Origin of the sequence: Pseudomonas sp. LG1D9 (genome assembly GCF_002949995.1) — a bacterium.
In the GTDB taxonomy this organism is placed as follows: domain Bacteria; phylum Pseudomonadota; class Gammaproteobacteria; order Pseudomonadales; family Pseudomonadaceae; genus Aquipseudomonas; species Aquipseudomonas proteolytica.
Map to the genome: position 1 here is coordinate 1975181 of NZ_CP026881.1, position 13599 is coordinate 1988779.

Sequence of the window (13599 nt, forward strand, 5' to 3'; positions counted from 1 at the left end):
TTAGTCCTGCGGGCTCTGCTCGGCCAACGCCACCGCCCGGAACATCGCCCGGCGTTTGTTCAGGGTCTCTTCCCATTCAAGGGCCGGTACCGAGTCGGCAACAATCCCGCCGCCCGCCTGCACATGCAATTCGCCATCCTTGATCACCGCCGTGCGGATCGCAATGGCGGTGTCCATGTTGCCATTCCACGCAAAATAGCCCACGGCGCCGCCGTAGACACCGCGCTTGACCGGCTCCAGTTCATCGATGATTTCCATCGCGCGGATCTTCGGTGCACCAGACAAGGTGCCCGCCGGCAGAATCGCGCGCAACGCGTCCATTGCCGTCAGCCCTGCCTTCAGCTCGCCCGTGACGTTGGAGACGATGTGCATCACGTTGGAATAACGCTCGATCACCATTTTCTCGGTGAGTTTCACCGAGCCGATTTCCGAAACGCGCCCGGTGTCGTTACGCCCCAGGTCGATAAGCATCAGGTGCTCGGCGATTTCCTTGTCGTCGGACAGCAGGTCTTCTTCGAGCGCCAGGTCGGCCTCTTCGGTGGCGCCACGGGGCCGGGTGCCGGCAATCGGGCGCACGGTGATGAGGTTATCTTCGACACGTACCAACACTTCCGGCGAGCTGCCCACCACGTGGAAGTCGCCAAAGTTGAAGAAGTACATGTACGGCGTAGGGTTGAAGCAACGCAGCGCCCGGTACAGGTCGATGGGTGCCGCTTTGAAGTCGATGGACATGCGTTGCGACGGCACCACTTGCATGCAGTCACCGGCGAGGATGTATTCCTTGATGGTATCGACCGCGCGCTCGTAGTCATCCTGGGTAAAGCTGGAGCGAAATACCGGGTCGGCCGCCGGCGGACGGCTGAGGTCCAGGCCGCGACGTGGGGTGATCGGCTGGCGCAGCTTGTCCAGCAGGGCCTCAAGGCTGGCCTGGCCTTGCTCGAAAGCATCGGCCTGGGCCGGGTCGGCGAGGACGATCGCGTGCATCTTGCCGGCCAGGTTGTCGAACACCACCACCGCGTCGGAAACCATCAGCAGAATGTCCGGCACCCCCAAAGGATCGGGGTTTGGGCATTTGCCCAGGCGCTGTTCCACGTAACGCACGCAGTCGTAGCCGAAATACCCCACCAGGCCGCCATTGAAGCGCGGCAGGCCAGGGATGGTCGGCACGTTGTAGCGCGCCTTGAACGCTTCGACGAAGGCCAGCGGGTCTTGCACATCGTGGCTTTCGATCTCGACGCCGTCATGGGTGATGCTGACGTGATAGTCATGCACCCGCAGGACCGTGCGGCACGGCAGGCCGATGATCGAGTAACGGCCCCACTTTTCACCGCCTTGCACCGATTCCAGCAGGTAGGAATTGGGCTCGTCGGCCAGCTTCAGGTAGATCGACAGCGGCGTATCGAAGTCGGCCAGGGTTTCCCGGGCCATGGGGATACGGTTGTAGCCGGCAGCGGCCAAACGCAGGAATTCTTCGCGGATCATGAGGTGCCTCGTGGCGTGAGGGTCTAACGGTCAGGTATGCAAACGTGCCGCAGCGCGGCCAGGATCAGTCAGGCGCGCCAACGCCAGCGGGCCAGGGCCTTGATGACTTTCATCCAGAGTTTGCGAGTGACCACCACGATGGGATTTCCAGAAGGGGATGGGACGGCGTCGGGCAACGTTATCTCAGCGCCCGCTCCCAAGCAACCGGGGATTAGCAGTCGCAGGTCGTCAATCACCAGCGCCGGCGACTCTTCAGCAATCGGCCGGCCATGGTTATAGCCGTAGCTCAGGGCCACGCACTGCACGCCCGCCGCTTTTGCCGCCAGCACATCACTGCGCGAATCGCCGACAAACAGCGATTGGGACGCCGGGATGTTGGCCATTTTCATCACGAAGAACAGCGCCGCCGGATCAGGCTTTTTCTGCGGCAGGGTATCGCCACCGATGATCCAGCGGAAATACCGGCCGATCTTCATCTGGTCCAGCAGCGGCGCAACGAAGCGTTCCGGCTTGTTGGTGATCAGGGCCATTTCCACGCCCTGCTTGTGCAACCACTTGAGGGTGTCGCGTACGCCGGGGTAAACCACGGTCAGTTCGTGGCCGTCTTCGTAGGCGGCGTTGAACAATTCCAGCGCGTGCTCGGCCTCCACGTCATCGACACCCTGGGCGTCGATATGATTGGCCAGGGCCCGGCGCACCAGCATCTGCACGCCGTTGCCGACCCAGTCGCGCACCGACTCGATACCCACAGGCTTGCGCCCCAGTTTGAGCAGCATCTGGTCCACCGCCACTGCCAGGTCCGGCACCGAGTCGACCAGGGTGCCGTCCAGATCAAACATCACCAGCCGTGGCAACTTGCCGGGGAACAACTGCTCAAAACCGCTCATGGACGCGCCAGCGCCAGTTCTGCACGCATCTTGGCGATCACCGCCTGATAGTCAGGGGTGTTGAAGATCGCCGAGCCGGCGACGAAGGTGTCGGCGCCCGCCGCCGCGATGTCACGGATGTTGTTGACGTTGACCCCCCCGTCGATCTCCAGGCGGATATCGCGGCCAGAGGCATCGATCAGCGCGCGGGCTTCACGCAGCTTGTCGAGGGTGCCGGGGATGAACTTCTGCCCGCCAAAGCCTGGGTTGACGCTCATCAGCAAGACCATGTCGACCTTGTCCATCACGTACTTGAGCGTGTCCAGCGGCGTCGCCGGGTTGAACACCAGCCCGGCCTTGCAACCGCCTTCGCGGATCAACTGCAGGGAACGGTCGATGTGCAGCGTGGCTTCCGGGTGGAAGGTGATGTAGGTCGCGCCGGCTTCAATGAAGTCGCCGATGATGCGATCCACCGGGCTGACCATCAGGTGCACGTCAATCGGCGCGGTCACGCCGTATTTGCGCAGCGCTGCACAGACCATCGGGCCGATGGTCAGGTTCGGCACATAGTGGTTGTCCATGACATCGAAGTGCACGAAGTCGGCACCGGCGGCCAACACGTTGTCCACTTCCTCACCCAGGCGGGCGAAGTCGGCGGAGAGGATCGATGGAGCAATAACGAAGGGCTGCATGACGCACCTTTTCTGAGCTAAATCACGATGGCGCGCATTGTATACCTCATGCTTTGCTGCGCGCACCGTGACCTGACTCAATGGCTAATAGGCGGCGCGGTAGATTTTCTCGATATCCGCCGCACTGAGCTTGCGCGGGTTGTTGCGCATCAGCCGCTCGATTCCCGCTGCCTCTACCGCCATGGCCGGGATCGCCTCCTCCGGCACGCCGAAGCTGCGCAGGCCCTGGGGGATCTCCACTGCGGCACATAGCCGCGTCATCGCCTCCACCGCCTGGTCGGCAGCGTCGTTGAGACTCAAAGCGCTGACATTCACGCCCATGGCCTGGGCAATATCCTGCATGCGCTCGACACAGGCCAGCTTGTTCCAGTGCATCACGTAGGGCAGCAGCAACGCGTTGCTCACCCCATGGGCAATATTGAAGCGCCCGCCCAACGGATAGGCCAGCGCATGCACCGCGCCCACCCCGGCATTACCGAACGCCATGCCGGCCATCAGGCTGGCGGTGGCCATATCGTCACGCGCCTGCAGGTTGGCCGGGTTGGCATAAGCCTTGGGCAAGGCCTTGGCAATCAACTTGATCGCACCGATGGCCAGGGCATCGGTGATCGGCGAGGCGTTCAGCGACAGATAGGACTCGATGGCATGCACCAGGGCATCCACGCCACTGGCCGCCGTGACACTGCGCGGGCAGGTCAGGGTCATTTGCGGGCTGATCAGCGCGACATCCGGCAGCAGATAGTCGCTGACGATGCCTTTTTTCAATTGCGCGGCCTTGTCTGAAAGAATCGCCACATTGGTCACTTCCGAACCGGTGCCGGCCGTGGTGGGAATCGCAATCAGCGGCGGTCCCTTGCGCGGCACCTGGTCCACGCCGAACAAATCCGCGAGGGCGCCGTGATAACCGGCATAGGCGGCAACACTCTTGGCGATATCAATGGCACTGCCACCGCCCACACCGATCAGGCCGTCATGCCCGCCTTCGCGGTAGACCTGCATGCAGTCTTCGACAATGGCGATCTCCGGGTCGGGCAACACCCGGTCGAAAATCTCATAGGGACGATCACCCAACTGCGCCAACGCCAGTTGCACCGTACCGGACTTGACCAGCGCGGCATCGGTGACGATCAGCGGGTTATCGATATCCAGCCGGGTCAGCTCGGCGGCCAATTGTTCAATGGCGCCTGGGCCGGTGAGCAATTTATGGGCGATCTTGAATGAGGAGGTACTCATGTGCGCGGCCTCTTATAAGTTGGGGGGCTGGCACAAGAATAGCTGGGGAATATGGGTTGTCTGCCATTCAGCGGCTGAATGGTCGGATGACTCCAGGCAGGCACGGTCACTGTAGGAGGTGGCTTGCCTGCGATGGTATCGGCCCGGCGTCTCAGGTGTACCGAGGTGATGCCATCGCGGGCAAGCCAGCTCCCACAGGTGATCGGGTTTCAGCAGTCAGACCTGCGCGGTGCGCAGTTTTTCACTGCGCCCACGCAGCCATTCCAGGGTCAGCAGCAATACCACCGAGAAGGCGATCAACAAGGTCGCCGCCGCGGCAATGGTCGGGCTGAGGTTTTCACGGATGCCGCTGAACATCTGCCGTGGCAAAGTCGCTTGCTCGGGCCCGGCGAGGAATAGCGTCACCACCACCTCATCGAACGACGTGGCAAAGGCAAACAGCGCCCCGGAAATAACCCCCGGCGCAATCAACGGCAAGGTCACCCGGCGAAAGGCGGTCAACGGCGATGCTCCCAGGCTGGCCGCCGCGCGCACCAGGTTATGGTTGAACCCCTGCAAGGTCGCCGACACCGTGATGATCACAAAGGGCACGCCCAACACCGCATGCACCACGATCAGCGAAAAGAAGCTGTTGCCCAATCCCAGCGGGGCAAAGAACAGATAACTGGCCACGCCGATAATCACCACGGGCACCACCATCGGCGAAATCACCAGGGCCATCACCAGCGCCTTGCCGGGGAAATGGCCACGGGTCAGGCCGATGGCCGCCAGCGTACCGAATACCATCGCCAGCACCGTCGCTGCCGGGGCGACGATGATGCTGTTCTTCAAGGCGCGCATCCATTCCGCCGAGGCGAAGAAGTCCTGGTACCAGTGCAGCGAAAACCCCTGCAACGGGTACACCAGGAAACTTGCGGAGTTGAATGACAGCGGGATAATCACCAACACCGGCAGGATCAGGAACAACAGGATCAGGCCGCAGAGGATCCGCAAGCTGTAGAACCACACCCGTTCGATGGGTGACATGTAAGGACTGCTGGACATATCAGGCGCTCCTCAGCTCAGGCGCAGGCGGCTGGCGCCCACCAGCCAGTTGTAGATCAGGTACAGCACCACGGTCGCCAGCAGCAGCAAGCCGCCCAGCGCGGTGGCCATGCCCCAGTTGATGCTGGTGTTGGTGTAGAACGCCACGAAGTAGCTGACCATCTGGTCGTTCGGGCTGCCCAGCAGCGCCGGGGTGATGTAGTAACCAATCGCCAGGATGAACACCAACAGGCAACCGGCACCGACGCCCGCATAGGTTTGCGGGAAGTACACCCGCCAGAAACTGGCAAACGGATGACAGCCCAGGGAAATCGCCGCGCGCATATAGGTCGGTGAAATACCCTTCATTACGCTGTAGATCGGCAAAATCATGAACGGCAGCAGGATATGCACCATGGAGATGTAGACCCCAAGCCGGTTGAACACCAACTCCAGGGGCTTATCGATGATGCCCATGCTCATCAGCGCGCCGTTGATCAAGCCACCGGACTGCAGCAACACAATCCACGCGGCGACCCGCACCAGCACCGAGGTCCAGAAGGGCAGCAGCACCAGGATCATCAACAGGTTGCTCTGCCGCGCCGGCAGGTTGGCCAGCAGGTACGCCAGCGGATAGGCCAGCAACAGGCAGCACACGGTAATCACCAGGCCCATCCAGAAGGTGCGGGCGAAGATATCGAGGTAGATCGCCTGGTCCGGCGTGGCCGGGGCGACTTCGCCCAGGTCGTCGATCCGATGATCGACCGCCGCCAGCAGGTAGTAAGGCGTCAGGCTGCTGGTATTGCGGCGGATTGCCTGCCAGTACGCGGGGTCGCCCCAGCGTTCGTCGAGGTTTTCCAACGCTTCTTTATAAGAGGCCGGCACTTCGCTGAACGGCAGCGCCCGCGCGGTTTTGGTCAGCAGGCTGCGATAGCCCGCCAGTTCCATGTTCAGGCGCTTGGACAGATCGCCCAGGGTCTGGTTTTTGCGGGCTTCGCCAAGGTCCTCGCTGATGGCCTGGTACACCGGCTCGCCGGGCAAGCCACGACCATCCCAGGCCGTCACCGCCACCACGGTGCGCGGCAGGCCGGCGACCACCTCCGGGTTACCGACGCTTTTGTAGAGCAGCGCGACGATGGGCACCAGGAACACCAGCAGCAAAAACACCACCAGTGGCGCGATCAGCGCCTGGGCCTTCCAGCGGTTAAGCCGCTCGGCACGCGCCAGGCGCTGCTTCAAGCTGGGGGTGGTGACCTCGTTCGAGGGAACGGCGATGGCCATGGCAAACTCCGGGTAACGAAAATAAATGCAATCTGCTGAACAACGCAGATCCCCTGTGGGAGCGGGCTTGCTCGCGATGGCGGCCTGTCAGTTGACTCATGTGTAACTGATACACCGCCATCGCGAGCAAGGCCGCTCCCACAATGGGTTATGTGACGCGGCTTATTACTTGGCGGCCCAGGAATTGAAGCGCTGCTCCAACTGCTCGCCGTTATCCGCCCAGAAGCTCACATCGATCTGCACCTGGTTGGCGATGTTTTCCGGGGTGGTCGGCATATCCTTGAGGACGTCCTTGGCCAGCAGCGGCACGGCTTGGGTGTTGGCCGGGCCGTAGGCGATGTTTTCGGAGTAGATTTTCTGTTGTTGCGGGGCGACCGAGAAGGCGATGAATTTCTTCGCCACGTCTGCGCGTTCCTTGCTCAGGCCCTTGGGGATCGCCCAGGCATCGAAATCATAGATACCGCCGTTCCACACCACCTTCAGGTTGCTTTCTTTCTGTACCGCAGCAATCCGGCCGTTGTAGGCCGAGCTCATGACCACATCACCCGAGGCCAGGTACTGCGGCGGTTGTGCGCCGGCTTCCCACCACTGGATCGACGGTTTGAGTTCATCGAGTTTCTTGAAGGCGCGGTCCTGGCCGTCTTTGCTGGCCAGCACTTTGTAGACATCCTTGGGCGCCACGCCGTCGGCCATCAGGGCGAACTCCAGGGTGTATTTGGCGCCCTTGCGCAGGCCACGCTTGCCCGGGAAGTTCTTGGTGTCCCAGAAGTCTGCCCAACTGGTGGGCGCAGTCTTCAGTTTGTCGGCGTTGTAGGCCATTATTGTGGACCACACAAAGAACCCCACGCCGCAGGATTGGATCGCGCCTTTCACATAATCGTCGGGGTTGCCGAACAGTTTCGGGTCCAGCGGTTCGAACATGTCTTCGTCACAGCCACGGGACAGTTCCGGCGACTCGACTTCCACCAGGTCCCAGGACACGCTCTTGGTGTCGACCATGGCTTTGACCTTGGCCATCTCGCCGTTGTACTCGCCGGCGATGATCTTGCCGTTGCCCGCGCTTTCCCACGGGGTATAGAAAGCCTTGACCTGGGCCGCCTTGTTAGCGCCGCCAAACGACACCACCGTCAGGTCGGGACCTGCCATGACCTGTGAAGCACCCGCCAGGCCAATGGCCAGGGCGGTCAATTTCAGGGATCTCAACATTTATTGTTCTCTCCACGTGCAGGGTTGGGTGAAGCCAAGGGGGCGATCAATTCGCCTCTAGAAGTGGGTCGAGTGCGCGAACGTGCTCGACTTGCCAGCCAATCGGAACCACATCGCCGACCGTCAGTGCCGGGTCCAGCTCGGCGATCGGTTGTTTCACAAAGAAATCAGCCTTGCCGCAGACTTCCAGGCGCACACGTACGTGATCGCCCAGGTAGATGAATTCGGCCACCCGGCCCGAGAAACGGTTGCTGCAGCTTTCGCTGGAGCCATTGAGGCTGACCCGTTCCGGGCGCACCGACAGGGTCACCGGGCCGCCGATCTGCCCGACATTGACCGCCAGCGCCTCGACCTTTTCGCCCCGCGCCAACTCGACCACGCAACGCTCACCGGCGTGGCTGTGCAGGCGGCCGTTAAGGCGGTTGTTCTCACCGATAAAGTTGGCGACGAAGGTGTTTTTCGGCTCTTCATACAAGGTGCGCGGCGGTGCGATCTGCTGGATCTCGCCCTGATGGAACACCGCCACGCGGTCGGACATGGTCAGCGCTTCACCCTGGTCGTGGGTCACGTAGACCACGGTCACGCCGAGGCGCTGGTGCAGGTGCTTGATCTCCATCTGCATGTGCTCACGCAGCTGTTTATCGAGGGCGCCGAGGGGTTCGTCCATCAACACCAACTGCGGTTCGAATACCAATGCACGGGCCAGCGCGACCCGTTGTTGCTGGCCACCGGAAAGTTGCGCGGGGTAGCGCTGGGCGAAGGCGTCGAGTTGCACCATGCTCAGCACGCGCTTGACCCGCTCACTGACATCGGTCTTGCTCAAACCCCGGACTGTCAGGGGGAACGCCAGGTTCTCGGCCACGGTCATGTGCGGGAACAGCGCGTAGTTCTGGAACACCATGCCAATGTCACGCTTGTGCGGCGGCACGTTGTTGATCGAGCGTCCGGCCAGGAGGATTTCCCCGGCGGTCGGCGTTTCAAAGCCCGCCAGCATCATCAGGCTGGTGGTCTTGCCCGAGCCGGACGGGCCCAGCAGGGTAAGGAACTCGCCTTTGCGAATGTCCAGGTTGAGGTCTTTGACGATCAGGTTCTCGCCGTCGTAGCTCTTCTGCACACCACGAAAGCTGACCAGCACATCATTTGAATCCACCTCGCTCATACCCGCACCTTTGTGTTTTGGACTGCTGTGGAGCAAGCGTAGTCCAGGCGCCAGCCCACGAAAATCGGGGCGCAAGAGAGATTGGCATCAGCGCGGTGGAAGGTTCGGGGTAGGGATTGCCCTACACGGATGGCGGGCATGGGACAGTTGAGCGGCCAGGAGGACGCGACAAGCCGCAGGCATGGGCTGCGGGGTGCTGCCGGGGTGTCGCAAATAGATACGCCTCCCTGTAGGAGCCCGGCTTGCCGGCGATGGCGCCCTAACGATAGCCACCACCGGCAAGCCGGGCGCCTACAGGAGTTTGTGCTCCATCGCGTACTTCACCAGTTCTGCCAGGGAGGTGATGTTGAGCTTTTGCATCAACCGCGCCTTGTGGGTGCTGATGGTCTTGCTGCTCAGGGCCAGTTGCTGGGCGATATCGTTGACATTGGCGCCCTGGGCCAAACGCTCGAACACCGAGAATTCACGCTCGGACAATAGCGAATGCAAGGGCCGGGCATCGGTGAGGCCGACTTCGAACACCATGCGGTCGGCCAGGTCCGGGTCGATATAGCGCCCGCCCGCAGCCACCTTGCGAATCGCCGTCAACAGCAGCGCCGGATCACTGTCCTTGGTCGCGTACCCCGCCGCGCCGACCTTCAACGCCCGGGCAGCCATTTGCGCTTCGTCATGCATCGACAGCACCAGGATCGCCGGCGGATTGTTCAGCGCGCGAATCCGTGCAATCGCTTCCAGGCCATTGACCCCAGGCATCGAGATATCCAGCAACACGACCTCGCATGGTGTATGGCGCAAGGCTTCCAACAGCTGTTCGCCATTCCCCGCCTCGCCCACCACCAGCAGATCCTTGGCCAGGCCGATCAACTGCTTGATGCCTTCACGGACGATGGTGTGGTCTTCGGCTACCAATACGCGGATCACAGGACTTTCCTCTCTATAACGATTAAACGCCGATATTCAAAATGTGGGAGCGGGCTTGCTCGCGAAGGCGGTTTAGCAGCCCATGCATCCGCTGACTGTGACACCGCCATCGCGGGCAAGCCCGCACACATGGGGCCTAGGGCGCATCCAACGGCACCGTCACGCTCAGGGTGGTGCCCTCCCCCAGCTCGCTGTCCAGGCTCAACTGCCCGCCCATGATCAGCACCCGCTCGCGCATGCCCACCAGGCCAAACGACACCGGCCGCCCCGGCGCGGCGACAAAGCCTGCGCCATCGTCGCTGATGGTCAGCCGCAGATTGGCGCCCTCCACCGCCAGGGTCAGTTCCACAGTATGCGCCTGGGCATGGCGCATGACATTGGTCAGCGCCTCTTGCAGGATGCGGAACAGGCCAATGGCCTTGGCGTCGCTCAATGCCGGAAGGTTATCTGGCACCTGCACCAGGCAAGGGATCTGCGTGCGCGCCTCAAAGCGCCGCGCTTGCCATTCAATGGCCGAGGCAATCCCTGCGTCGAGAATCGGCGGGCGCAGCGCGGTGGCCACATCGCGCACCAGTTGAAACAACTGGGCGATCAGGCGCTTCATGCTGTTCAGGCGCTCGTGCAGGCCGGGGTCCAGTTGCGCGTAGGCCAGCTCGCACATGGAGGTTTCCAGTTTCAGCACCGTGAGCATCTGCCCCAGCTCATCGTGGACTTCGCGGGCAATCCGCGCCTTCTCTTCCTCGCGCACCGTCTCCAGGTGGGCTGACAGCTCGCGCAGTTGCGCACGCGAGGCATCCAGTTCCAATTCAATTCGCTTGCTGTCGCTGATGTCCCAAACGATCCCGTCCCAGACCACCGCACCATCCTCCAGGCGCCGGGTAACGGCCTTGATCTCGGCCCAGCGCTGCTCGCCCTGGCGAGTGAGGATGCGGCCCTGCCACGACCAGTTACTCTCGCTGTCGATGGCCTGGTCCTGGGTCTGGTGGTAACTGGCGCGGTCATCGGGGTGTACCAGGCTGCGAATCCCCACATCGCGATGGCTGAGCACGGACGGCGAGTAGCCCACCAGGCGCTCGCTGCCTTCGCTGATATACGCAAAGTCGATGGCCGCGCTCGACGGCAGGCGCTCCAGGCGAAACACCAGCCCTGGCACGTTGGCGGCGATGCCTTGCAGGCGCGCTTCACTTTCCTGCAGCGCAGCCAGTGCCCGGCGCCGTTCGGTGACGTCGTTGAGGTACACCACCAGGTACTCACCGCCGGCAAAGCGCAGGAAACTCAGGGACACATCCGTGGGCAACAGGCTGCCATCCGCACGCAGGCACTGGGTGGCGAAGCTCTGGGGGCCGTCTTCGCTGGCACGCGCGCGTTTCCACAGGTTCAGCCAGCGGTCCATGCTCAGGTTGGGTTCGAACTCGATCAACGGGCGCTCGATCAGCGCGCCAGGGGCGTAGCCGAGCATGGCTTCGGCGGCGACGTTAGCATAGCGCACATGGCTGTCCCAATTGACCCAGAGGATACCGACGGTGCTTTGGTCGATGGAAAACTGGGTCAGGCGCAACGCTTCGGCGCCGGCGGCACGGGCCGCGCTTTCCTCACGGGCGGCCAGCAACTGGTGCTCCAGGGCATGTTTTTGCCGACGCTGCCATACAGCGATCGCCAGGCACGCGAGCAACAGCAGGCCCAGCAGCAGGCTGAGGTTTTGCCAGAACCCCGGTGACTCCGAGAGCCGCGGATATTTGGGTTGCAGCCAACGGGCGTGCAATTGCTCCAACTCACGGGCGGGAATGGCCCGCAGGCCGCTCTCGACAATGTCCGCCAAGGGTGGCCAGTCACGCCGCGTGGCCACCCGCAGCAGTTGCGGCAGGCCAATATCACCGACCACCGCCAGGCCGGCGAATTCGGGCTCGACCGACAACCGACTCAACTGCGCCTCATCGATCACCGCATAGCGCGCCTGCTGGCTGACCAACAATTGCAGGGCCTGGCGCTCCAGGGGCACGCCTTGCAGGTTCAGGTTGGGGTAATTGCTGCGCAGGTATTCGGCCACGGCACTGGGCATGCGCACCGCAACCCGCGAGTGTTCGTCGAGCTTTTCCAGGTCCACTGCGCCGCTGCCGTCACGGATACCCACGATGTGCTGGGGCACACGCATATAGGGGTCGGAAAACAGCCAGAGGCGCAGGCCGGCCGGGGTTTGCAGCAGGCCAGGCGCGAGGTCGACCGCGTCCTCACGCAAGGCGTCCTCCAACTGCTCTTGCGTGGGGAAGTTGCGCCAGGTCAGTTCGATATTCAGCGCCTTGGCCAGCGCCTGCATCAGCTCGACATTGGCCCCGGACAAGCGCTGCAGGCGCCGGTCGTATTGTGCGTAGGGTGCCTGCAACACCACACCGACCCGCAGTTGCGGGTGCTGCGCCAGCCACTCGCGCTGCTGGGCACTGAGCACCGCCGGCGGCACCACGGAAGCAGGCGCGGCACTCGCCATCAAGGGAAAGCACAGATAGCCGATAACCAGCAGACAGCGAAAAATCATCATTCACATCTCACATCCAACCCATTAGGCTGCCGGGATCACTTCTGGCCGGGATTCCACTATGCCCCTGCTTCACCGTTCGACACTGCCAGCATTGTGCCTGTCGCTACTGTTTACCAGCACCTTTTGCGTACAGGCGGCTGATACCGCGCCGGCTACCGCCGAAAAGCCACCGGAACGCCAGCCGTTACCCGAGCGCAGCCAAGAAGAAGCCAGCGCCCTGGTGCGGCAACTGCCGCCTCAGGAACAGCAACAGTTACAGGCCGGCGACGAGTCGTTCCTGGCCCTGTGGAAGCCGGCCAACAGCGCCGAGCCGCAAGGTGTGGTGATTATCGTCCCCGGCGCCGGAGAAACGGCTGACTGGCCGCAAGCAATCGGGCCTTTGCGCCAGAAATTGCCGGATGCCGCGTGGGGCAGCCTGAGCCTGTCGCTGCCCGACCTGAGCCTGGACACCCTGCCACCTCGGGTCATGCAGGCGCCCGACGCGGCCGTCGACACCAGCAGCAAGGATGCCAGCAGCGCCGCACCCAAGCCGATCGAACAGGCGGCCAGCGCCGAAGCCGAGGGCACCGACCCGGTCGTGGTTCCCGGCGTGGACGAGCAGGACAAGACCGATGCGACACGGATCTTCGCCCGTATCGATGCCGCTGTCGCCTATGCCCAGACCCAGAACGCCCGCAGCGTCGTGCTGCTGGGGCACGGCACCGGGGCCTGGTGGGCAGCGCGCTACCTGAGCGAAAAACAACCAGCCCAGGTGCAGAAATTCGTTATGGTCGCCGCGCAGACGCCGGTGGGTCGTCAACCGGACCTGCAACAGTTGGTGCCGGCCTTGAAGTTGGCGACTGCCGATGTCTTCTATCAGGACAGCGCCCTGGCAAGCAAACTGGCGCTCGAACGCGGCCAGGCGAGCAAGCGGCTGAAGAATGACAACTATAAGCAGGTGTCGTTGAAGACGATCCCCGGCAATAGCGCAGCGGCCCAGGAACAGTTGTACCGGCGGATTCGCGGCTGGTTGAGCCCGCAAAACAGCGCAAGCTGATCCCAGCGTGGCGAGGGGCTTGTTGTGGCGAGGGGGCTTGTCCCCCGTTGGGCTGCACAGCAGCCCCAATAAGCCTCCCCCCGGTCTATCAGATAAACCGAGATAGCAGGTTTTGGGGCTGCTGCGCAGCCCAACGGGGGACAAGCCCCCTAGCCACAGGCCGTCGG

Annotated in this window: 11 protein-coding genes; 1 reads left to right on the forward strand and 10 read right to left on the reverse strand. The window is 62.6% G+C overall.

Annotated elements, in window-relative coordinates; genetic code table 11:
• The 10 genes from trpE to C5F71_RS09580 all read right to left on the reverse strand — a co-directional run bounded on the left by trpE (position 1) and on the right by C5F71_RS09580 (position 12393).
• Positions 1-1482, reverse strand: coding sequence for an anthranilate synthase component I (gene trpE, locus C5F71_RS09535; protein WP_029296771.1), 1482 nt, complete (start codon positions 1480-1482; stop codon positions 1-3).
• A 68-nt stretch (positions 1483-1550) separates the two neighbouring features.
• Positions 1551-2369 carry a phosphoglycolate phosphatase gene (locus C5F71_RS09540; RefSeq protein ID WP_029296774.1) on the reverse strand — a complete coding sequence of 273 codons (819 nt, stop codon included), beginning with the start codon at positions 2367-2369 and terminating at the stop codon, positions 1551-1553.
• A complete protein-coding gene (gene rpe / locus C5F71_RS09545) occupies positions 2366-3040 on the reverse strand; it encodes a ribulose-phosphate 3-epimerase (protein ID WP_029296776.1) in 675 nt (224 codons plus the stop codon). Before rpe ends, C5F71_RS09540 begins: the two co-directional genes overlap by 4 nt.
• 84 nt (positions 3041-3124) lie before the next feature.
• Positions 3125-4273: an iron-containing alcohol dehydrogenase gene (locus tag C5F71_RS09550; protein ID WP_029296779.1), complete on the reverse strand. Its 1149-nt coding sequence runs from the start codon at positions 4271-4273 to the stop codon at positions 3125-3127.
• Between the two features lie 216 nt (positions 4274-4489).
• The gene (locus C5F71_RS09555; RefSeq protein ID WP_092239453.1) at positions 4490-5317 is read right to left on the reverse strand and encodes an ABC transporter permease; all 828 of its coding nucleotides are present in this window, start codon (positions 5315-5317) and stop codon (positions 4490-4492) included.
• 12 nt (positions 5318-5329) lie between these two features.
• Positions 5330-6577, reverse strand: coding sequence for an ABC transporter permease (locus tag C5F71_RS09560; RefSeq protein ID WP_029296786.1), 1248 nt, complete (start codon positions 6575-6577; stop codon positions 5330-5332).
• 165 nt (positions 6578-6742) lie between these two features.
• Positions 6743-7783 carry an ABC transporter substrate-binding protein gene (locus tag C5F71_RS09565; RefSeq protein WP_104911017.1) on the reverse strand — a complete coding sequence of 347 codons (1041 nt, stop codon included), beginning with the start codon at positions 7781-7783 and terminating at the stop codon, positions 6743-6745.
• A gap of 46 nt (positions 7784-7829) precedes the next feature.
• The gene (locus C5F71_RS09570; protein ID WP_104911018.1) at positions 7830-8942 is read right to left on the reverse strand and encodes an ABC transporter ATP-binding protein; all 1113 of its coding nucleotides are present in this window, start codon (positions 8940-8942) and stop codon (positions 7830-7832) included.
• A gap of 291 nt (positions 8943-9233) precedes the next feature.
• Positions 9234-9863: a response regulator transcription factor gene (locus C5F71_RS09575; RefSeq protein ID WP_029296794.1), complete on the reverse strand. Its 630-nt coding sequence runs from the start codon at positions 9861-9863 to the stop codon at positions 9234-9236.
• 136 nt (positions 9864-9999) lie between these two features.
• Positions 10000-12393 (reverse strand): PAS domain S-box protein, encoded by a 2394-nt coding sequence (locus tag C5F71_RS09580; protein WP_177410428.1) that lies wholly within the window; start codon positions 12391-12393, stop codon positions 10000-10002.
• 61 nt (positions 12394-12454) lie between these two features.
• On the opposite strand from C5F71_RS09580, the gene C5F71_RS09585 reads away from it, so the two are divergent.
• The gene (locus tag C5F71_RS09585; protein ID WP_104911020.1) at positions 12455-13432 is read left to right on the forward strand and encodes an alpha/beta hydrolase family protein; all 978 of its coding nucleotides are present in this window, start codon (positions 12455-12457) and stop codon (positions 13430-13432) included.
• The last annotated feature ends 167 nt before the right edge of the window (positions 13433-13599 follow it).